The sequence below is a fragment of the Paenibacillus sp. SER-28 genome (genome assembly GCF_052906305.1).
The window spans coordinates 1-25555 of sequence record NZ_JBRECM010000015.1; the positions used below are offsets into that span (position 1 = coordinate 1).

Consider the following 25555-nt stretch of genomic DNA (forward strand, 5'->3'; position numbering starts at 1 on the left):
CGCTCGACTTGCATGTATTAGGCACGCCGCCAGCGTTCGTCCTGAGCCAGGATCAAACTCTCCATTAAAGACCAACCAAAGTTAGTTTATAGAAAGAGCGATAAGCTCATGTTGAAACTGACGAGATAAAAATATCTCTTGTTTTGATTTTGCGAACAAAATCGTTTTACTCACTCGTTGTTCAGTTTTCAAAGATCAAACATTCTTTTCTTGTCGATTCAGCTTGTCGCCTCATCAACTCTTATATCATATCATGTCCGAACCAACTTTGCAAGCATTTTTTAGAATCTTTTTTTGAAACACTCGCTCGCAATATTGTATTTCTTGGCCGGAATTAGAGTATACCATTCTGTATATTTAAATGCAACCCTTTTTAATGAATAGTTTTTACTATTTTTATTGTTGTAATTTTACCCTGTGTACACTGTACTTTTGCCAAATGGACTTAGTTATCCGCATCCAAGAACGACGTGATATCCATTCAATGATCAAGAATACGCGGGTTGCTCATTACAACTCAAGTGCATATTCTGTTTTTTTCTTTAATATTGATGATTTGACAAAGAAAGGATGGGTAAAAAGATAAGGAGCTAGCCACAAACCATACAGTAGCGGCTATTGTTTCACGCAACTTTAGGTAATGATTAATTATAGCTGTATAGAGGAGTAGATTTTCTAATGAAGCAACGAAGGCGAACATGGACGAGAATTGTGTTTCTTATCATCTCTTGCTTATTGCTTTTCGTGATCTCTGGATTTGTGTATGAGTGGATTGCATCCAAGAAGGATAAATCACAATACCCACCTCCGGGGGAATTGGTCGATGCCGGGGGCTATCGACTTCATATTCGTAAACTCGGTAACGGTTCTCCAACAATATTGCTTGAATCAGGGAGCGGGGAAAGTAGCCTCTCCTGGAGAGATATTCCCGAAAAGCTGTCATCATTCGCCACCGTTGTATCCTATGATCGGGCAGGCTATGCATGGAGCGAGGAGGCAAATACACCACGCACCGGGGAAAACATCGTTCGGGAGCTTCATACTGCTCTAAAGAATGCGGACATCCGACCTCCTTATATCCTTGTAGGTCATTCCCTCGGGGGAATGTACTCAAGACTCTATGCACAGACGTACAGAGACGAAGTGGCGGGATTAGTTCTGGTGGATGCTAGGCCCGAGAATGACGCCCTCCGGACCAATAAGATTTATGCCAAAGAACGGCCTAAGGTCAACCCCTCGCCGTTAATATCCATTGTCCTAGAAAGATTAGGGGCTTTTCGTCTGTTTCCCAACTTTATGCTAAACGGTCGGGTGGAGTATCGAGATAGAAAATCTTTTGTGAATATTGTCGCTTCTTCTAAATACTTTCGGTCTGTTGCAGAGGAGGGTGACCTAGCGAGCACTACCGAAGATGCCATACGGGGACAGCATCTGGGTAATCTCCCTGTACGTGTAATTGCTCGGGGCATTCAACAAGATTTGACTCAGTTCGGTATTAGTAAACGCGGAAATGATCAGATTGAACAAAGCTGGCAAATGGGACAGCGCGAGATGCTTAACATCTCTACAAACAGCAAATTAATTGTTGCCAAGAAGAGCGAGCATATGATCATCCATGATCAACCGAAGCTTGTCATCCAAGTCATCCGTGAACTCATCACCGACACCAGTCACTTTCAGTCAACCACGTCTAAAGCATTCACAGATGATTAGGGACTTTATATGTTAAGGACAGCTTAAAAAAACAAAAGACGCCCGAGTTCCTTCTATATAAAGGAATCCGGGCGTCTTTGCTGCCTAATACTTATTATGCTTGATTGAGCTTAGGACAAAATGGGCTTGTTTTTAGATGAAGCCTCTGTGACCTTGCCAAGTATCTGTCTCAGTACTTTAGCATTTTCCCCGATAAAACCTGAATCAAGCAGCACATCATGCGTTCCGATGACTTCGTATTCTTTGTATTGACCAAGTGTCGCCTGTTGCCATAACAATTTATCTAATGATGTATCCGGACCAATACTATCATCCTCTGCAATCAGAGCATGGATATTCGCATGAACTTCACCTGCGTTAATAAGCTCATCGCGGTAGGTGGAGTACACCAACATTTTGTCCATGACTCGCTCCCTGTCCACTGGATCGGCGAGAAATGCTTTGTACTGGTCCCTGATGCTGTCCAGTACCGTCTCGACAATCTCTTCGAGCTCCTCTGGAGTCGATTCATCTTTGGACATCTTTCTCATAGCATCTACCATAATAATGTCGCTAACATGGTGACCTCGGCTTTCCATGGCTTTAGCTACCTCGAAGGCGAGATTTCCTCCAAGTGAGTATCCTAGGAATACATATGGGCCCTCTGCTTGAATATCCACAATGGCATCAATGTATCGATCCAGCATATCTTGACCCTGGTACCGATCGCCGATAAATTCCATTCCGTACACCTCGCAAAACCCTTCCAGCTCCTTGGCCATCTCATAGTACCCCAGAGAGTGGCCTACCCGTGGAGGGAAGCAAAACACTTTAATCGTTCCTTTTCCTGGGAAGCGGATAATTTCCATTTCTTGTTCGTCGGCAGCATTCGTTGCCTGCAGCTTGAAAATTTCATGCGCCATTTCTTCCACAGTCGGCAGATTAAACACGGCCTGGAGTGGGAGATGGACGCCCATACTGGACGAGATCCTTTGGATCAAGCCCAATACTTTCAGGGAATGGCCCCCAAGTTCGAAGAAATGATCCCTGATCCCGATTTCCTGTACGCCGAGCACCTCAGACCAAATCTGAGCGAGCTCTACTTCTGTCTGCGTACGCGGCGCGATATACTCCGCTGTGCTCCGCAGAAGTGTTTCCGGTGCCGGTAGCGCTTTGCGATCCAATTTGCCATTCGGATTCAGTGGCATTTGTGCCAACTGTACGAAAGCAGTCGGAATCATGTAGCTTGGCAGCTCGCTGGCCAGTGCCTCGCGTAGTACGCCCGCTGCAAGCCCCTCTTCGGCCACAAAGTATGCGCAAAGCTGAGTACTTCCGCTGGAGTCAGCCAGTGCTAGAACAACCGCTTCCTGCACCGATGGCACCTTCAGAATTTGTGCTTCCACTTCTCCCAGCTCAATGCGGTAACCGCGGATTTTTACCTGGTGATCGATCCGTCCCAAATACTCAATATTCCCGTCTGGCAACCACCGGGCCAAATCGCCTGTTCGGTAAATCCGTGCTCCCGGTTTGTACGGATGAGGAATGAACTTCTCTGCCGTCAGTTCAGGCTGATTGAAGTACCCCCTTGCTACCCCTTCGCCTGCAATACACAGTTCTCCTGGTACACCTACTGGTGATACCTGAGAGGCGCCGTCTATCATCCATACTTGGACGTTAGCGTACGGTTTGCCGATAGGCACATGCGTTAGAGCTGCGGCCTCAGGACTCGTTGTATATCGAGTCGCATATACAGCTGCTTCCGTAGGACCGTAGATGTTTTCCAGTACTGCGTAAGGAGATACTTTATAATACTCTTCCACAAGTTTGGCAGGCAGCGTCTCGCCGCAGGCAAACAGATACTTCAGAGTAAGGAATCCTTGGGTACTGCTTTCTTTCAAATATTGGACGAGCACACTGAGCATCGAAGGCACCAAATTGAGATGCGTGATACGGTTCGTATCCACGGCCTCTAGCAATGCCATCGGGTCTTTGTCCACGCCTTGTAGCAGGATCACGAGAGTCCCTTGTCCAAAGAACCAGCAGAACAGCTCCGGCACGGAGAAGTCAAAGGTGAATGTCGTTTTGAGCAGGAAACGGTCGCCTGCCAACATCGGATATTCAGCTTCCAACTGACTCAGCGTATGGACGGCAGAGCGATGCTCAATCATTACCCCTTTCGGCTTGCCGGTTGAACCTGACGTGTAAATGATATACGCCAGATGCTCCGGCCCCGCAATTGGCTCCAGTTTCGAGCTATCCGCATGATACGCCTGCGGATCATCAAGTGCCAGGATCGTGCCAGTGAACGGAAAACGATCTTGGAGATGGTTCTTCGTCAGCAGAAGCTTCGCTCCCGAATCCTCCAGCATGTGGCGAATACGATCTTCTGGGAACTCCGGATCAATCGGTACATAGGCCCCGCCAGCTTTTAGAATGGCATGAATACCAATGATCATCTCAAGCGAGCGCTCGACCATGATGCCGACTGGTTGGTCCGGTCTGACCCCTTGGGCACGCAGCGTACGTGCGAGACGGTTCGCCTGCTGATCGAGTTCTCCATAGGTAAGCTCCGTTTCACCGTAAATAAGTGCTGTACGATCCGGTGTGAGCGCTGCTTTTTCCTCAAATATACCGTGAAGGGTCTGCTCACGCGGATAAGGAACTGCTGTATCGCCCCACACCTCTATAATCTGCGATTTCTCTTCTGGCGTGATCAACTCCAGCTCATCAATACGGATGGTAGGTTGAACAGCTACGCTTGTCAGAATTCTCGTCAAGTGTCCTTGAATGCGTTCCACGCTCTCCCGATCATAGACGCGGGCATTGTAACGGTACAAGAACTCCAGATTACGGCCCGGCAGCACAATGAGGTTAAAATCATAATTCGTCTGTTCAAACATCTGAACATCCGTAATTCTGTATTCAGCCTCTTCACTGGAAATTTTCTCTTCCAGATGCTCTTCTACCGGGTAATTTTCGAACACCATAATATGAGAAATCAAATCTTGCTTTTGTTCGCTCTGTGCTTGAATCTCATAGAGCGGATAGGAATCATAAGCATGTCCTGCCAAATATAATTCCTGCTGTCTTTTCATCACATGGGAGAACGAATCACTTCCCTCGGCCTGAACCCGAACCGGAACTGTATTGATGAAGAGACCGATCATACTTTCGATACCCGGAATCTCGGCAGGTCTCCCCGATACTACACTTCCGAAGACGATATCCTGGCTTCTATTGTAGCGCTGCAACACGATTCCCCAGGCTGCTTGCATCAATGTATTCATCGTCACCTGATGCTGTTTGGCCACCTGTTCCAGGCGATCGGTCAATTCCGCATCCAACGTGAATACCAGCTTCTCCGACACATAGGCTTCTGCTTTTGCTGATGGCTGTGTGATGGCTTGTGGCAGCTTCGTCTGCTGCTCGTAGCCTTCCAGGTACCCTCTCCAGTAAGAGGATGCCTCTTCCTCGCCTTGCTTCTCCAACCATTGAATATACTGGCTGTACGATACAGCTGCAGGAAGTTCAGGCTCCCTTTGCTCACGCAGAACCCCATACGTCTCAAACACTTCCTGGAGCACAAGCGGCATACACCAGCCATCCAAAATGATGTGATGAGAGCTCCACAACAGATGGTAATGCTCTTTTGCAGTACGTAGGATAGCAACTCGCAGCAAGGCTTCATTCGCAAGATTAAAGCCTCTTGCTTTGTCCTGAGCAGTATAAGCTGCAAGACGCGCTTGAATTTCATCGGCTTCCAGCTCGTGCAGATCCTCGTATACGAAGTCACACGCTCTTTCTTTGAACACAATCTGAATAGGGAAATCGCCCCACCCGGCGTGGAAATTGGTTCTCAATATGGCATGCCGTTTCATCAGATATTTTAAGCTGCGTTTGAAATCCTCAGGATAGAATGCTCCCTGAATTTCAAATTTGGCCTGCTCAAAGTAGACTTCCGAATGAGGCTCCAGCAAGCTGTGGAACAACATTCCTTTTTGCATCGGCGTCAGTTTATACATATTTTCAATACTGCCGATATGCCGTGTCTGCTCTTCTATCTCCTCGATTTTTTCCAAGCTGATATCTTTGAGGAGTACATCGCTTGGTGTAAGTTCTGTTCTTTCCTTACTTACGCAATGTCCAATGACTTCGCTGAGACGGTTCTTCAGAATGCCAACAAACTTAGCCACGGACTCCCCGTCGAGCTGATGACGGTTATAGCTGACCGAAAGTTGAAGCTGTCCTTCGGCAATCAGTCCATTAATGTTCAATGCCTGATGCTGCACCATCTGCTCACTGACCTCAGGTCCTACTGAGTAAGGCGATACTTCCATCGTCCCTCCTGCAAGATCCTGGTCGAACTGTCCCAAGTAGTTGAAGGTAATCTCAGGTTCAGCCGAGAAGGAGGAGACGTCGGAACCGTCGCTTAAATATTTCAAAATACCATATCCGACACCTTTGTTCGGGATACGACGCAAGCCTTCCTTGACGTGCTTGATTCTGGCGCCGATCTCCAATTCCCCTCCCATCTCAAGGGCGACAGGGTATTGACTTGTAAACCAGCCTATTGTGCGAGTAATATCCAGTTCCGGCACAACAGGCTCCCGTCCATGTCCCTCCAGAAGGATGCCTACACGTTCGATTCCCGTCCACTCGTGAACAGCCATACCCAGAGCCGTCAAGAGCAGATCGTTGACCTCCGTATTGTAAGTGCGGTTCGCTTCTTTCAGGAACTGCTCTGTCTCTTCTGGTGACCATCTCACCGTGACAGCCTCACTGTCTTTGATGAGAAGAGCGCCGTCTACCTTGTCTTTGGGAAGAGGGACAAAGCCATCTCCCTCTACCTCTGCCCAATAGCTGCGTTCTTGTTCAGCCGCCAGACTATTCGCAAATTGTGTGATTCCCTCAACCCATGCACGGTACGAATCCGTCTTCTGTGGAAGCTTGACCGCTTCTCCACGTGCTGCCTGCTCGTAGCCATCCTGCAGGTCCTCAAAGAGAATACGCCAGGATACGCCATCCACAGCCAGATGATGAATAACGATCAACAGATGTTCGCCTTCCGCACAGCGGAACAGACCCAGTCTAAAGAGAGGTCCATCCTCCAGAGAGATGCTGCGCTGAATGGCTTCCGCACCTGCTTCTATTGCTGAAGCCGGGTCTGTCTCATCCCGCAAATCGTGGATTTGGAGGCTATAGAGCTCACCCTCACCCATGCTCCGGTTCCAGGCCTCCAATCCCTGCTCTCCTTGGCGGAACACCAGTCGTAAAGCATCATGATGCTCTGCAATTTTCCGAACAACCTCGGCGAGCGCATCGGTATTGAAGCCATCACGTCGGTACAACATGACCGACTGATTAAAGTGATGCAGATCCATCGACTGTTCATCGAAGAATCTGTGCTGGGCAGGTCCCAGTCTTACCGCTCCGTGTACCTCGCTTTGGTCCGCAATTCGGCTGACCACACTAACGCGCTGTGCCAGCTCTGCAATTGTCGGATAACCGAACAAATCCTTCATTTCAAGCTTATAGCCTGCTTGAAGAAGCCTTGAGGATACTTGAATGGATTTGATCGAGTCACCTCCAAGCTCAAAGAAATTATCATGAATGCCGACAAGCGGCACGCCGAGTACACCCTGCCAGATTGAAGCCAAAATGTTCTCCACATCCGTGCGCGGAGCGGTAAAGTCTGCTCCCGCCTTTATACCCGAGTTCGGTTCAGGCAGTGCCTTGCGATCCAGCTTACCATTCGGTGTCAGAGGCATCACGTCCAGTTGGACGAAGTAAGACGGAATCATATATGCAGGCAGTCCGGCAGACAGTTCGTCTCTCAGCTCGCTGACAGACATTTCGCGATTAGCTACAAAGTAAGCACACAGCGATTTCTGCCCATGAGCATCTGCCCACGCAACAACGAGAGCTTCCTCGACAAGTGGGATATCCAGCAACTTGGCCTCAATCTCACCAAGCTCAATACGATAGCCCCGTATTTTAACTTGATGGTCAATGCGCCCAATGTACTCAATGTCTCCATTAGGAAGGCGACGAGCCAAATCTCCGGTGCGATACATATTTCCTTCCGCAGCGAACGGATTTCTAATGAATTTATCTGCGGTAAGCTCAGGACGGTTCAGATATCCACGGGCTACCCCGTCCCCGGCGATGTACATTTCGCCCTCCACGCCTAACGGTACGAGACGAAGCTGATCATCCAGGATATGAATGTATATATTGTCTGACGGCAAACCAATCGGTACGGATTCACGTATATCCTTCGCAGGATCGTACAGGTGAATCATGCAACCGACGACGGTTTCGGTTGGACCGTATTCATTGTAGATTTTGATATTGCCACCAAAGAGGTCGGTAATCGTTTTTGACAAATGTGTGGTCAGATTCTCTCCACCTACAATGAGCTGCTGAATGCGACTTTCTGCTGGAATGGTCATATCTTTAATCAGACTGAGATGCGTCGGCGTCAGCTTGAGAATATCCACCGCATTTTCGCGCAAAATATGCTGAACAACCTCCGCCTTATCTATGCCATCATAAATCCGTACTATTCCTCCGTTAATTAATGGAGTAAAGATCGATGTCATCGTCAAGTCAAAGGAAATGGATGAATACAACGGGAAATCCGTTGGTTTTCCAGCACAATAGACCTTATTGGCCCACCAGATGTAGTTCACGATCCCTTTGTGGTTAATCATGGTTCCCTTCGGATTTCCGGTTGTACCCGAGGTATAGATTAAGTACACCAGATCGTTTCCTCCAACAGGAATATTGGGATTATCCACCTCGGTTCCGTAAATGTGCGGGGAATCCAATTCCATAACCGTCCCCTCAAATGAGGCTAACTCCGTCAGGTGGCTCTGTGTGAGCAGAATTTCAGCGCCAGAATCCTTCAGAATATACTGAATCCGCTCCTGCGGATATTCAGGATCAATAGGTACATAGGCTCCACCCGCTTTGAGCACACCCATGATGGCGACAAGCAGCTCTACAGACCGATCTGCCAACAGACCTACCACTTGTTCACTCCGTAGTCCTTGGTCTATCAAGGTGGAAGCTAGTCTGTTCGCCTGCTCGTTCAGCTCCCGATACGTGATCTGAGTGTCCCCATTTACAGCTGCAATCTTATCCGGGGTACGGACAACCTGTTCTTCAAACAAGGTATGCAGACCCTGATCACTTGGATAGGTATGGGCCTTGCCGCCCCAGTCAAGCAGGTTCATCCGTTCCTCGGATGTTACAATCTCCAGTTCCTGTATCGTCGCCTGCGGACGAGCAGCCACCTGATCGAGCATCTGCAACAAGTGTCCTCCGATACGTGCAATGCTTTCTTGCTCGTAAACCGAAGCATTATAGCGAATGCAGACCTTGATGTCTTCGCCTGGAATCACAACCAGGTTAAAGTCATAGTTGGTTTGTTCAAACATGGTGAAGTTGGCAACTTCGAGATTGTCCTCCGTTTGGTTACCCGATTGCTCCACCTGCTCGTCGAGCGGGTAATTTTCAAAGATCATAATATGAGAAATCAGGTCCTGCTTTTGGGTTGTTTTCCCCTGAATCTCATACAGTGGATAGGTGTCGTAGGCACGACCAGCCAATGACTTTGCCTGTGTACGTTTCATCACTTCGACAAAGGCTTCGTCTTTGGATGACTGTACACGGATAGGTACTGTATTGATGAACAGACCCACCATATTTTCGATCCCTGCAATCTCAGCGGGTCTACCCGACACAACGCCGCCGAAAACGACATCCGAGCTGGCATTATAACGTTGAAGAATCAGTCCCCAAGCTGTCTGCATGAGTGTGTTGACGGTCACGTGATTGCGCTTCGCGACAACATCCATTTTACCTGTCAAAGATGCACCCAGATGGAGAACATGCTCTTTTAGAACATAGCCCGCTTCTTTTGCTTGAGATTTCGTTTTACCTTCCGGCAATACGGTGTTCCCGTCATAATCTTCAAGATATTGGCTCCAATATGTTGAAGCTTCTTGATCATCCTGTGCATCAAGCCACTCGATATAACGGCTATAGGGCTGAGCTGGCGGTAGGACAGGCTGTACTTGCTGTTTCTTGGCAGAATAATAATCGAACAGCTCCTGTGTAATGATCGGGATACACCAGCCATCCATGACAATATGGTGGAAGCTCCACAATACAAGACAGCTTTGATCCTTCTGCAAGACGGTCACTCGCATCAGCGGATCTTCTGACAAGCTGAACCCCTTAACCATATCTTCAGCAATATAAGCCTTGATTCGGGCTTCTTGTTCCTGCATAGATGCGTCGCGCAAATCTACGTAGTGCAGAGGGATTAACCGTTGCTTAAAGGCAACTTGCAGCGGTACATCAGCAATGTTGTTGTAAAATCCGGTACGTAGTATGGCATGTCGCTGCACCAAAGCCTGGAAGCTCTCGAAGAAGATATCTACATCGAAGCTACCACGCAGCTCAAACGTTGCCTGTTCGAAGTATGAAGAGGAGTCCGGCTCCAGCAGGCTGTGAAACAGCATTCCCTTCTGCATTGGCGTCAGCTTGTATACATCCTCAATCTCTCCGATGTGAGCCGTCTGCGCCGTGAGTCGATCAAGCTGCTCCAATGTTAATCCTTGGAACAGAACATCACTTGGTGTAAGCTGTGAACGCTCCTGAGCCACACAATGACGGATGACCTCACTAAGGCTTGACTGTAATAATTCAGCAAAATGACTCACCGTCTCGTTACGATACTGCCTGCTGCTGTACGTAATCGTCAGTGATAGCTGGCCTTCAGCAATCATGCCATTCACATCCAGAGCATATTGCTGTGGTGTGAGGTCGCTGAGCGCCTTACCAACTGAATGTGTGGATAGGCTAAGGGCATTACCCTCCAGATCCTGATCAAACTGCCCAAGATAATTGAAGGAAATTTCCGGCTCCACGCCAAATCCGACACTTTTCTCCGGTACCATATACTTCAGAAGACCGTAGCCGATTCCTTTGTGCGGAACCTCTCGCAAATTCTCCTTGATGCGCTTGATTCGTGCAGATACTTCCTGTCCGCCTTGCAGGTTCAGCAGAACCGGATACTGAGTTGTGAACCAACCCACGGTACGGGTAATATCCAGGTCTGGTACGATCATTTCCCGTCCATGCCCTTCAAGATTGACCAAAATCTGCTCCATGCCTGTCCAGCGCTGAATGGCTGCCCCCAGAGCAGTCAAGAGCAAGTCGTTCGTCTCCGTATGATACGCCCGGTTCGCTTGCCGCAACAGCAGGTCTGTTTCCTGCGCAGACCACGTTACCGTAACCGATTCAGTATCCCGGATGGTGCCCGGCTTCTGATCCTCATCCTTCGGCAGTGGGGCCAAAATCGCCTCTTCGATCAGCTGCCAGTATGCACGCTCCTTGTCCAGCGCAGGCCCTGCTGCATACTTCGTCGCTTGCTCAGACCATACAAGATACGAATCGGTCTTTTGTGGAAGGACGATTGCTTGTCCATTCAATGCCTGCTCGTACCCCGCTGCAATGTCCTCAAACAGGATGCGCCAGGATACGCCGTCAACCAAGAGGTGATGAATGACAATCAACAAATGATCGCCATCGTCACAATGGAACAGGCCTAGCTTGAACAGTGGGCCACCTTCCAAATCAAAGCTTGCCTGAATGGCATCGACTTGGGCCTGAACCGCAGCTGTCTGGTCTTCCGCCTGCCGCACATCGGCAATGTGCAATGTGTAGAGCTCGCCTTCGTCCGTTCCCCGATTCCAAGCTGCGTATCCAGCTTCTGTAGGCCGGAAAACCATGCGCAGCGCATCATGATGGATCGCAATTTGGTCCATTGTCAACCGGAGTGCAGCCTCATCAAAGCCGTCTTTCCGATAGAGCATGACGGCATGATTATAATGGTGCGGCTCCGCTGTATGGCGTTCAAAGAACCAACGCTGAATTGGCATTAACTCTGCTGCACCTTTAATTTCGCCCTGTTCCGCTATACGTCCGGCTGCCTGAAGATACGGGCTTAGCTCGGCAATTGTCGGATATTTGAAGAGATCCTTCATCTCTAATTTATATCCGGCTTGGAACAATCTCGAGGACACTTGGATCGCCTTAATGGAATCACCACCCAGATCAAAGAAATGATCATGGATGCCGACCTGCTGCGCTCCCAGCACACCTTGCCATACGGAAGCCAAGGCTTCCTCAGCCTTCGTCCTTGGCGGTTCATAAACCGCTCCAGTCTGCACATTGGTCTCCGGAGCCGGAAGCGCTTTGCGATCCAGCTTGCCATTTGGCGTCAAAGGCATCTGTTCCAATTGCATAAAGTAAGATGGAATCATATAAGTCGGCAGTTCGGCAGCCAAGGCTTTTCTCAACTCTCCTACCGTCAGCATCTGATCGGCAGTGAAATAGCCGACAAGTACTTTTTGTCCACTTCCATCCTCTCGGGCGAGCACAACGGCCTCCCTTACAGACGGAGCATTGAGCAGCTTCGCTTCCACTTCGCCCAGCTCGATACGGTAACCACGGATTTTTACCTGATGGTCAATCCGTCCCAAATACTCCATGCTGCCATCCGGCAACCAGCGTGCCAAGTCACCCGAGCGGTACATGCGCTCGCCCGCTTCAAACGGATGAGCGACAAACTTCTCTTCCGTCAATTCCGGTCGGTTCAGATAACCTCGCGCCAGACCTACGCCCGACACATAGAGTTCACCTGGAATGCCAATCGGCTGTGGACGGCGTTGTTCATCCAAAATGTACGCTCTCAGCGTCGGAATCGTGGTGCCGATATTGCTGCGGCCCTGTTCAATTTCCAACTCTGTAATTTCCTTATAGGTTACATGCACGGTCGTTTCGGTAATGCCGTACATGTTAATGAGCTGCACTTGCGGATACTTCGTTCTCCAGTCCTTGAGCAGGGCCGGGGCTAATGCCTCTCCACCGAAGATAATCATACGGAGGCTCAGTTCTGCCGCTTGATGACCGAGCTCTTCCTGTAGCAACTGGTAGAAGTACGTCGGTGTCTGGTTCAAAACGGTGACCTTCTGATCCTTAAGCAATTGCAAGAAACGATCTGGACTCTTCGCGGTAAGCGGTGGAACGATGACCAACCGTCCTCCGTTCAGCAATGCTCCGTACATTTCCCATACAGAGAAGTCAAAACAGAATGAATGGAACAGTGTCCACGTATCCTGAGGACCAAAGTCAAACATATTTTTATCATTAAAGAGCAAGCGAACTACATTTTTATGCTCAATCAGTGTTCCCTTTGGCTTGCCTGTCGTACCCGATGTGTAGATGACGTAGGCAAGATGCTCCGGTCCGGCTGCAGGCTGCAGGTTTGAGACATCCTCCTTGTAGGAAGCCGTTTTGTCCAGACTTACGATATCCCCGGCGAAGGAGACACGTTGCTCCAGATGCGCTTGTGTCAGCAGTAGCTTGGCTCCCGAATCCTCAAGCATAAAGCGAATGCGGTCCTCTGGATATTCAGGGTCTACAGGGACATAGGCCCCGCCTGCCTTCAAGATGGCTAAAATTCCGACCACCATTTCAAGGGAACGATCCGCCATAATTCCAGCTAAACCGTCTGGTTGCAAACCACGTTCCCTCAGCGTTCGGGCAAGTCCATTGGCCCGCTCGTTCAGCTCGTTGTAGGACAGGGTTGCATCTTCACATACGACTGCCACTGCATTCGGAGTACGTGCGGCCTGCTCCTCGAACAGCGCATGGATCGTCTTGTCACGAGGATAATCTGCCTTGGCTTCGTCCGGCGCTTTCATCAGCCTTGATTTTTCCTGAGGTGTCACGATATCAAGGGATGACAACGGCAGTACCGGATTGGCGATGGCTTCCCGAATAAGCTGTACAAAGTGGCCTGCCATCCGCTCAGCAGTCTCTTGCTTGTAGATCGCAGTCGCATACTCAAGCGTGCAGTTCAATGCTCCGTCTGCTTCACTCACGGTCAGCGTAAGATCGAATTTGGCAGCCGGATGTACATTATCGTAAGGAGTGAAGCGCAATCCTTCTATTTCTTGTTCTCCCTGCTCAATATTTTGCAGGACAAACATGGTATCAAATAGCGGGTTACGGCTCAAATCACGCTGAAGCTCCAGCTTTTCTACCAGCTCCTCGAACGGGTAATCCTGGTTTTCATAGGCCCGCAGCGCTGTTTCCTTCACTTCCTGCAGATAAGCCTCGAAAGGCTTCTCTCCTTCTGGATAAGTACGAAGTGCCACTGTGCCGACGAACATACCGATGAGGCCTTCGAGTGTCGCATGAGATCTTCCTGCCACAGGTGAACCGACGATGACATCTTCCTGACCTGTGTACTTGTGCAAGAGCGCTGTATAGGCTGCCAGCAGTACCATGAACAGAGTGGAACCCGTTCGGGTAGCCAACTCCTGAAGTGAAGCACTCAGAGAAGAATCAATTTGGAAGTCGATTCGATCGCCCGCAAAGCTTCGCACCGCAGGACGAACTTCATCTCCTGGCAAATCCAGCACTGGCAAGCTTCCACGGAAAGCATCCAGCCAGTAAGCTTCCTGGGCCTTAAGACGCTCGCCTCCGAGCTGCTCTTGCTGCCATACAGCATAGTCTGTGTACTGGATCTGTAGCTCAGGAAATACGTCCTCCTCTTGGTAGAAGCGGAGAAACTCTTCTATGAGAATATTCATAGAAACCCCATCTGAGACAATATGGTGCATGTCAAACAATAGTAAATGGCGCTCATGTGCAATTCGAATAAGGCCGACCCGCAGCAATGGAGCTACACCTAAATCAAAAGGACGGACGAACTGCTGAAGGGTAGCTCCTGCCTCTTCCTCGCTCAACTCCGCATATTCCACAGTAAACGGAACATCCGTCAGGAGCTGCTGTACAGGTTCACCGTTCACAGTCACAAAACGAGTTCGCAGCGAACCATGACGATGAATTAGACGACGGAATGCCTGCTCTAGCCGTTCCCGATCCAAAGCTCCCTCAACGGTAAGGATACCCGGCATATTGTAGCTCAGCTCTCCACCTTCCAGCTGACTTAGAATAAACAGTCGTTTTTGGGCCGAGGACAATGGATAATGCTCTCTCGCTCCCGCTGTAGGAATTTCTTCGAAATTCAACGGCGTATAGCCCTCAATGGCACGAGCCAATCCTTCAATAGTAGGAGACTCGAACACTGCTCTCAGACTAATCTCGCGATTCATTTCCTTGCGAATTCGTGAGACTAGCAGAGCTGCACGCAGTGAATGACCTCCAAAATGGAAGAAATTATCCTTCACTCCCGCGCTCTCTACACCCAGCACCTCTTGCCAGATCTCGGCTAATTGAATTTCCACAGGTGTCCTTGGAGCCTCAGATGAAGCCGCTGCCCATCCACGCTCGCCCTGCAGCGCTTTTCGGTCGATTTTTCCGTTCGACGTCAGAGGCATGTCCTCCAGTTGTATGAAGCGGGAAGGGATCATATATCCAGGTAACATCTCCGACAGAACAGCCCGAAGTTCGGATACCTCAAGTTTCTGAGCGGCTACGAAGTAAGCGACTAGATCTTTGTAGCCGTCATCGCCCTCTACAGCCATGGCTACGACTTCCTGAACGGACGGCACTCTGAGCATTTGTGCTTCCACCTCGCCTAGCTCGATACGGTAGCCGCGGATTTTAACTTGGTGATCTATCCGACCTAAGTACTCGATGGTTCCATTCGGTAACCAGCGAACCAGGTCACCCGTCCGATACATACGCTCTCCTGGAGCAAATGGATTGTCCACGAACTTCTCATCCATTAACTCAGGCCGATTATGATACCCCCGTGCTAACCCGATACTCGAAATGCATAGCTCTCCAGCTACACCGACAGGTTGCAATCTAAAATGGTCATCCAAGATGTACACACTGTGGTTAGCAATAGGTCGTCCAATAGATACAATATCCGTTGCTTCCTCACTGTCCGGGACAGACCAGATTGTGGTGCATACGGAGTCCTCTGTTGGGCCATAGCCATTAGAATAACGTACATGCTTCCTCCACTCTTCGATTAACTCGACCGATGCGGCCGATCCAGCGGTTAGCAGGCACCTCAGTGTTGGCAAACGCTCTGGATCAAGGTGGATAGCGTAAGCGGGTGGCAAAGTTGCTACCGTAATCCCCTTATCGTTCATGAACTGCTCGAACAGGGCATGATCTAAAATATCTTGTGTAGAAGGGATGCACAGAACAGCCCCGTGGCTCAGCGCCGTTAAAATTTCCGAAACCGATGCATCAAACGACAGGCTTGCAAACTGAACGATCCGATCCTGCGGTGTAACTTCGAAGTGTGTGCCGTATACGTCCGAAAGATTTGGTAGTCCCCGATGCTCGACTAATACGCCCTTAGGCTGACCCGTCGTACCTGAAGTGTAGATCACGTAAGCCAGATCATCCGGGCTAGCAGTATCCTCCAAATTCGAGGTGTCGGCATCATAGGTCGATGATTCATCCAGCAGCAAAACATTTTCCGTCCATCCGAGATGCTCCAAGAGATGGGCCTGTGTAAGGATCAGCTTCGCCCCAGAATCTTCAAGCATGTAACTGATTCGTTCTTTCGGATACTCTGGATCGATTGGAACATAGGCACCCCCGGCTTTCATAATGCCGTAGATCCCAACGATCATTTCGAGCGACCGTTCAGCAATCAGTCCCACCAGATCTCCCGTCTTGATTCCCTGGGTACGGAGCCTTCTCGCCAGTCCATTGGCTTTTGCATTGAGCTCGGCATAGGTCAGACTCTCGTCCTCGAACCAAATGGCAGTCGCATCCGGCGTTCGTCCCGCCTGTTCCTCCAACAGCCCGTGGAACGTGTTACAGTGCTCGTAAATGCCTTTTGCATTTCCCCATACGTTCAGAATCTGTTCTCTCTCCTGCGGCGTGACTAATTCTAGTGCATCCACGGAAATGGCAGGGTTCTCTACAATTTGTTCCATGAGGTGAACCAGATGGCCCTTGATTTGTTCAATTGTCACTGGGTCATAAACAAGTGTATTGTACTGGAACAGCAATCTCATTTCTTCGCCAGGGAGGACAATTAGATTAAAATCGTAATTCGTTTGCTCAAGAAGCTCGGCCTCCTCAATCTCAAAGGCAGCCTCGCCACCACCCAGACGCTCTACCTCCTCCTCGACAGGATAGTTCTCAAATACCATAATATGTGAGATTAGATCCTGCTTCTGATCCGTCTGAGCCTGAATCTCAAACAGCGGGTAGGTGTCATACATATGAGAAGCCATATATCGTTCCTGCTGCTGCTTCATCAGAACGGTGAAGGGGAGATTCTCCTCTGTCTTCACACGAACGGGAATCGTATTGATGAACAAACCGATCATCCGATCAATGCCCGGAATTTCTGCTGGTCTGCCTGATACTACACTTCCGTACACGACATCTCGGCTACCGTTATAGCGTTGAAGCGCAATGCCCCAGAGGGACTGCAGCAATATATTCATCGTGACATGAGCATCCCTGGCCACCTTTTCAAGGCGCTCAGTCAATTCCCTGCTGAGAGGATAATTCAGCTTTTCTGCTATATAGCCTTCTCCCTTACTTGCTCCACCGACTTGAGGTAAAAGCGTCTGCTGCTCGTAACCGGCCAGATATCGGCTCCAATAGTTGGACGCAACTGCTTCATCCTGCTGTTCGAGCCATTCGATATATCGACTGTACGGATGAACCTCTGCCAACTGCGGCTCTCTTCCTTCCAGGAGGGCAAAATAGTGTTCAAATACCTCCTGCGTAATTAACGGAACACACCACCCATCCATGACGATGTGGTGAAAACTCCATAAGAGACGGAAGCTCTCTTCATCTGTTTGTAAAATGGATACACGGAGAAGCTCGTCTTCAGCTAGGTTGAAGCCCAGTGCTTTGTCCTTAGCACCAAATGTCTTCAGGTAAGCTTCGCGCTGCGATGCATTCATCTCCCGCAGGTCTTCGTACACCAATTTAGCGCCTCTGTGCCGAAATACAACCTGCAAAGGCTCGCTGCCCCATCCGCTGTAAAAGTTCGTGCGCAGGATAGCATGACGCTCCACTACTGCATCCAGACTGTGCCCGAAGGCGATCGGATCAAAGCTACCCTTAAAATCAAAGGCGGCCTGCTCAAAATAAGCACCTGTATGCGGCTCAAACATATCATGGAACAGCATGCCCTTCTGCATCGGCGTCAGACTATATACATTCTCAATATCGCCTATGTGGCTGGTCTGCGTAGAAAGCTCCTCCAGATCGGCAATGCTTAGACCCTTCGCAAGCACGTCGCTTGGTGTCAATACGGTTTTTTCTTGGGTTACGCAATGCTGGAGAAGTTCCCGCAGGCTTTCTTCAATATATCCAGCGAGCTGTTCCATCGTAGATGACTTATATTGTTTTCCGTTATAAGTAATCGTCAGAGTCAGGGCTCCGTCCGTCACCATGCCATTGATATCTAGCGTATAGGCTGGTTCCTCCAACAGGCTTTGCGCGCTTCCGGTCGGATAAGGAGAAATCTGCAATGAGCTTCCTTGCAAATCCTGATCAAATTGCCCCAAATAGTTAAAAGAAATCTCAGGCTGCAAGCTGAGGCTGCCTTCGTCCAACTGACTTGCCATCGTTTTGAGCAACCCGTAGCCAATACCTTTGTTCGGAATTCGGCGCAGCCCTTCTTTCACAGACTTGATCAATGAGGCCACTTCCGGGTTATTCCCCAAGTCTAAAATCACCGGATATTGACTTGTAAACCAGCCTACGGTACGGGTGATGTCGATATTCGGTATAATCGGCTCACGACCGTGTCCTTCCAGATTCACAGCAACCTTTCCGATGCCAGACCATTTGGATACCGCCATGCCCAGAGCAGTCAATAGCAGATCATTCGTCTCTGTTTGATAAGCACGATGGGCTTTTCTCAACAATTGGTCGGTTTCTTCTAGAGTCCATTGTGCTGTTACTACTTTGCTATCCTGTAAAAGAAGGCTTTCCACAGCCTCATCCTTCGGCAACTGTTCGAGTGGCTGATCCTCCAGCTCTCTCCAATACGCCCGATGAGTCTCCATTTCTGGACCTTCCGAATAATGAGCAAGGGCGTCTCCCCAGTCACGGAAGGAATCCGTCTTCTGCGGGAATGTCAGCGCTTGTCCTTGAATCACCTGCTCATAGCCTGCTGCAATATCCTCAAACAAGATCCGCCAGGATACTCCGTCCACCACCAAATGGTGGATCACGATCAGAAGGTGGTCTCCATCCTGACAATGGAAAAGTCCTAACTTCAGCAGCGGACCTTCTGCCAGATTGATACTGCGCTGAATGTCATCCGACAGCGATGTAATGGCTGCAGTCGGATCGGATTCATTCCGTAAATCAGCGGTGAACAGGCTATACAGCTCTCCTTCTTCAAGATCACGATTCCAAGCTTCGTAGCCATGCTCTGTCTGACGGAAAACCATGCGAAGGGCGTCATGATGCTCAGCGAGTTTTCTTAGCACCTGATGCAAGGCCTTTTCCTCAAATCCCTGTTCACGATACAACATAACCGCTTGATTGAAGTGATGAGGCTCTGCCTGCTTCCGTCCAAAGAACCACTGTTGGACTGGAGTCAAGCGAGTCGTTCCACGCACAACTCCCTGTTCAGCCATATGCACAGCCGTTTGAATTTCCGCGCCTAGCTCGGCAATGGTTGGCGATTTGAACAGCTGCTTCATCTCTAACCGATAGCCGGCCTGCAGTAACCGTGACGACACCTGAATAGCTTTTATGGAGTCTCCACCCAATTCAAAGAAATTGTCATGGATACCCACCTGTTCGGCACCCAGCACCCCTTGCCAGACAGATGCCAAAGCTTCCTCAGCCGGTGTACGAGGAGCTGTATACTTCCGTCCTGTATGCGCGCCTACTTGAGGAGCCGGCAGAGACCTGCGGTCCACTTTTCCGTTTGACGTTAATGGCATACGATCCATCTGGATAAAGTAGGATGGAATCATATAGCCTGGAAGTACCTGCGATAGGGAAAGACGTACTTCGCCTGCCGTGAGCGTACGATCCGCCACATAATAAGCGCAAAGCTGCTTCTCGCCAAGCTCATCCGCGCGAACGACCACTACGGCGTCGATTACTGACTCCACCTTGGCCAGTTGGGCCTCGATTTCAGGGAGTTCGATGCGGTAACCACGTATTTTGACCTGCTCATCAATTCTTCCTTTAAACTCCAAATTCCCATCTGGAAGCCAGCGTACCAAATCCCCAGTTCGGTAGCAGGGTTCTCCGTCCTTCACAGGACTAGGAACAAATTTCTCTGCTGTGAGATCAGGACGATTGAGATATCCGCGCACTACACCTTCACCGCCGACAATGAGTTCACCCCAAGCACCAATAGGCTGTAATTGCAGCGATCCATTGACCACATAAGCGGTCGAATTACTAATTGGGCGGCCAATCGGCACGCCCCCTTCGGCACGACCCAGAATCTTGTAGGTGGTGGAGAAGGTCGTATTCTCTGTCGGACCATAGCCATTGATAGGGACAAGATCAGGATTAGCCTCGATTACACGGTTCATATGAGATATGGACAGTACGTCTCCGCCAACCAGCAATGTTTTTAGCCCTTTGAACAGGTACTCATCCTGCAGGGAAAGCTGATTGAAAAGCGGTGAAGTGAGCCACATTGTTGTAATCCCGTACTTGGTAATGGCCGCTTTGAGCCTATCGGCAATCAGGATATCGTCGTTCTCCACGAAATAGAGCTGCCCACCGTTGAGCAACGCTCCCCATATTTCGAATGTAGAAGCATCAAAGGCCACGGCTCCTGTTTGCAAAATTCGTGTGGATTCATTCAGCTCCACATAGTTGGTCTCTTTGACCAGACGGACCACGTTCCGGTGTTCAACCATAACGCCCTTCGGTCTACCCGTCGTACCCGATGTATAGATGACATAAGCAAGCCCCTGCGATCCCTGAGCAGTCTCCGGCTGGGCAGGTTCAGCTGCATAGGCCTCTTCACTGCTAAGATCAACAATCGGTAAACCGTAGTCTACACTTATAAGCTCGCCCTTTTGCACCAATAATAGCTTGGCGTCGGAATCATTAAGCATATAACGAACCCGATCTTCCGGGTAATCAGGATCAATCGGCACATAGGCTCCACCCGCTTGAAGCACCGCGAGCATACCAATGACCATCTCGATGCTTCGTCCGCCCATCACGGCCACAGGCTGCTCCCTCAACGTTCCCAAACGACGCAGTGTTTGGGCCAGTCGGCTCGCCTTGTCTTGCAATTCAAGGTACGTTAGCTGGACATCGCCGAATACAAGCGCCGTCTGCTCTGGTGTACGCTTGACTTGTTCTACGAACAGCTCATGAATGGTCTTGTCCCTTGGATAAGGAGCCGATGTCGCGTTAAATACTTCAACGATCTGTACTTTCTCCTCCGGTGTGATCATTTCTATGTTGGCCAGTTGCAACTGAGGATTGGCCGAGACTGCATGCAGAACCCGGAGCAAGTGCGTTGCAAGTCGCTCTACGGTTTCACGCCGATATAAAGCCGTACTATACTCGAGGCCAAAGGCTAATTTTGACCCCTTCTCCTCTACATTGAGGGACAGATCAAATTTGGCTGTGACGGTGTCCATCAAGTAAGGAGTAAAGTGCACTCCGTCCATATCTTGCTCTTCCTGCTCGGTATTTTGTAATACCAATAGGGTGTCAAAGAGCGGATTGCGGCTGACATCACGTCCTACGCCCAGCTTTTCTACCAATTTTTCAAAAGGGTAATCCTGATGCTCAAACGCCTTGAGCGCCGTTTCCTTGATTTCAAGAAGGTAATCCTGAAAGGTTTTATCTCCTGTCGGGTAACTGCGCAAGGCCAGTGTGTTGACAAACATCCCGATGATGCCCTCAAGCTCAGCCTGCGGTCTTCCGGCTACTGGAGAACCTACGACGATGTCCTCCTGTCCTGTATATTTGTGCAGTAGTACCGAATAAGCGGCCAGCAATACCATATACAGTGTAGTACCTGTACGGGATGCAAGCTCTTGTATCGCCTTATTGCCAGGCTCATCCAATGTAAAATCAATTCGGCTACCCTCGAAGCTCCGAACTGAAGGTCGTTGGAAGTCTGTAGGCAAATCCAATACCGGCAACTCTCCTTCAAAGGATTGCAGCCAATATTTCTCAAGATCTTGCCATTGGTTCTCTGACTGTTCCCGTTGCCATACGGCATAATCCTTGTACTGGATGTGCAGCTCTGGTAGCTGTTCTCCTTGATACAAATGAGTAAGTTCCTCTATCAATATTTGAATAGAAACTCCATCTGAAATGATGTGATGCATATCAAACAGCAACAGATGACGCGCCTCCTGGAGCTTCACCAAGCTAACACGCAGTAATGGAGCCTGGCTCAGATCAAAGGCACGAATAAAGTTGTGAATGAGCGTATCCGTCTCCTCCACCGAAGCCTCTGTGTAGTTCAACGCGAACGGCACATTCCTATGCACACGCTGAACAAGTTCTCCATCCTGCATATAAAAGCCGGTTCTCAGGGATTCATGACGCTGGATCAGTGCCTGGAACGCAGACTCCAGCCGCGTGCGATCCAACGGTCCATCCACTGTGAAGACCCCTGGCATATTGTAGCTGAGCTCTCCCCCGTCCATCTGTCTCAGCACGTATAACCGCTTTTGCGCTGAGGACACTGGGTAAGCTTCGCTTTCCGTTGCCTGTGGGATGGATTCGTACATGGTCGGAATGTGTTTCTTCACAAGTTGCGCCAAGGATTCGACCGTAGGTGACTGAAACACCTCACGCAGCGAAATGCTACATCCCAATTCTTTGTGAATCCGTGAAACGAGCACTGTTGCCCGCAAAGAGTGACCACCAATTTCAAAGAAATTATCTCTGACACCGACACGAGCAACGCCCAAGATATCTTGCCAGATGAGTACCATCTGAGCTTCCACAGCAGTTCTCGGAGCCAAATAAGCCTCGCCGGATTGTACGCTGCTTTCAGGAGCCGGCAACGCACGGCGATCCAGTTTGCCATTTGGTGTAAGCGGCATTTGCTCCAGCCGGACAAAATAAGAAGGAATCATGTAAGCGGGGAGTTCCGCCGCCAGCTGAGACCGCAATTCCCCCGGCGAAAGATCACTGGAGGCTACATAGTAGGCGCACAGCAATTTTTGGCCCTGTTCGTCTTCCCGTGCGAGAACAATCGTTTCTCGTACGCTTGGAGCCTTGAGAATTTGGGCTTCTACCTCGCCAAGCTCAATTCGGTAGCCGCGAATTTTGACCTGATGGTCGATCCGCCCCAAATATTCAATATTGCCATCAGGCAACCAACGAGCAAGATCCCCAGTTCGGTACAGCCGCTCTCCCACCCGATACGGATGCTCAACGAATTTCTCAGACGTCAAATCCGGCCGATTCAAATACCCACGGGCAAGACCGTCTCCCGCAATGTATAGCTCTCCTGGAACCCCTACAGGTTGAAGGCGTCTTTGCTCATCGAGAATGTAAGCGCTAAGTGTGGGGATCGTTCTGCCAATATTGCTTTTCCCCGCTTCAATCTCATGTTCCGTGATTTCCTTATAGGTGACATGAACTGTTGTTTCCGTAATTCCGTACATATTAATCAGCTGCACATCAGGATACTTGACCCGCCAGTTCCTCAGAAGAGATGGACTTAAAGCCTCTCCACCAAAAATGATTTTTCTAAGGCCAAGCTCTGTCGAAGAGTGCGTTAACTCTTCCTGTAGCACCTGATAAAAATACGTCGGCGTCTGATTTAAGATGGTGACTTGGTTGTCTTTCAACAACTCCAGGAAAGCTGCTGGGCTCTTGGCTGTGAGAGATGGAACAATCACCAATTTCCCTCCGTAAAGAAGCGCTCCGTACATCTCCCAAACGGAGAAATCGAAGCAGAACGAATGGAACAGCGTCCATGTATCCTGAGAGTTGAAGTCAAATAAATTTTTATCGTTAAAGAGCAGTCGAACTACATTTTTGTGTTCAATCAGCGTGCCCTTCGGCTTGCCAGTCGTACCCGACGTGTAGATAACATAGGCCAGATGGCTTGGTCCCGAAATACTCTCCAGATTGGAAGCATCTCCTGTATACGTTGTAGCTTCGTCCAGACTCACAAGCTTTCCGTCAAAAGCGGTGCTCTCCCATAGATGACTTTGGGTGAGCAACAGACGGACACCTGAATCCTCCAGCATATAATGGATACGTTCTTCGGGATAATCGGGGTCAATCGGTACATAGGCACCACCTGCTTTCAAAATGGCCAACATCCCGATGACCATCTCCAAGGAACGGTCAGCCATAATCCCTACGAGCGTATCTGCTCCTACTCCCTCGGAGCGCAAATATCTCGCAAGCTGGTTAGCCTGCTCGTTTAGAGCTTGGTATGTAATGCTCTGCTCGTCCATCTGAACGGCTACGTGATCTGGCGTGCGCTCGGCTTGTTCCTCGAATAAGCCATGGATGGTCTTCTCACGTGGATAATCGACTGCGGCGCCTTCCGAAAGAGCCAAAATGGACTGCTCTTCTAGTTCACCCAATAAGTTTACCTCTGCAATAGAAAGCTGAGGTGAATGAATGATCTGCTCGGCGATCGTAAGCAACTGGGAAACCATGTCCTTAACTTCACTGCGTTCAAACAGCTCTGTCCGATAATCGACATCCAGTACCAGTTCGCCTTCATCCAGGATCTCTACGATATGAAGCACGAAATCGTTCACTTCATCCCCGCAGAAATCATAATCTGTCAAAATACGCACATCATCCAAATCAACCCAATTGATAAGGCGATATTCCATGGAAACGCCAAAAAGCCGCTGAATATCCTTGTTCCCATGCATTTCTCTAAGATCCTGAATTAACTGATTGTATGGATATTTCTGATGCCGCAGGACTGACATCTGATCTCTGGCTACATCCTGCAGGAAGCTCAATACATCTATATCCTTTTTGACGTATGTTCTGGCAGCAGCGGTGCTGACGAACATACCTATCTTTTGCTTCTCTTTTTTGTTCCCCCGGTTAGCGAACGAAGTTCCAATCACCACATCCGGCTGATTCGTCATTTTGTGTATGTAGATATACATCGCACCCATGAAGAACTGGAACAAAGAAATCCTATTCTGTTGGCAAAATGCTTGCAGCTCGTGATATAGCACTTCTGGTACGGTAAAATGCTCCCGAACGGCGTGGGTGCTTAAAGATAACGGATTATATGACTTCCAACCCGTAAGCTCAGGCAAATCAGAAAATTTATCCAGCCAGTAAGCCTTATCCTTTTGGTATCTGTCAGAAAGTTCGTATGCATTCTCATCTGCAATATATTGAATATACGAGCAATCGTCGCCCAGCTTCGGTTCATTTCCTTGAATTAACTCCATGTAAAATGCTGTCAGCTGATTGCCATAGACCACCATTGATATTCCGTCAGAAATAATATGGTGCATCTTGATATTAATCCAATACTCTTCCTCGCTAATCTTCACAATTAAAAACTGGAAGAGCTCAGAATCCAGCAGGGGCAAGGGTTTTCTTTTGTGTTGCTCAAGTAAGGCTTCCACCTCAGATACACTTTCATAGTGACTAAGATCCAGGCACTCCAACTGTCTCTCTTCATAAGGAACGACGTACTGCTGAGGCACTCCATCCACTGAGGTAATACGGATGCGGAACGCATCATACTGTTTGATAATCAAATTAATGGACTGCATAAAGGCTGCAATATGGATATGCCCCTTCATCTTAGCTGTACCGGAAAGCTGTGACACTGACGTATCTGGGTAGAGTAATTCGGTATACCATATACGCTTCTGCGCATTTGTTAAATCATATAACTGCATGTCATTCATCTCAT

At 49.3% G+C, this 25555-nt stretch carries 2 protein-coding genes and 1 rRNA gene; 1 reads left to right on the top strand and 2 read right to left on the bottom strand.

Going from position 1 to position 25555, the window contains the following annotated elements:
• Nucleotides 1-68, bottom strand: a 16S ribosomal RNA gene (locus ACUYLD_RS23395); the annotation flags it as partial.
• A gap of 610 nt (nucleotides 69-678) precedes the next feature.
• Between ACUYLD_RS23395 and ACUYLD_RS23400 the strand changes: the two genes are divergently transcribed.
• A complete protein-coding gene (locus ACUYLD_RS23400; protein ID WP_446676107.1) occupies nucleotides 679-1713 on the top strand; it encodes an alpha/beta hydrolase in 1035 nt (344 codons plus the stop codon).
• A 110-nt stretch (nucleotides 1714-1823) separates the two neighbouring features.
• On the opposite strand, the gene ACUYLD_RS23405 is transcribed toward ACUYLD_RS23400, so the two are convergent.
• The gene (locus tag ACUYLD_RS23405) at nucleotides 1824-25550 is read right to left on the bottom strand and encodes a non-ribosomal peptide synthase/polyketide synthase (RefSeq protein ID WP_446676108.1); all 23727 of its coding nucleotides are present in this window, start codon (nucleotides 25548-25550) and stop codon (nucleotides 1824-1826) included.
• Nucleotides 25551-25555: the final 5 nt, after the last annotated feature.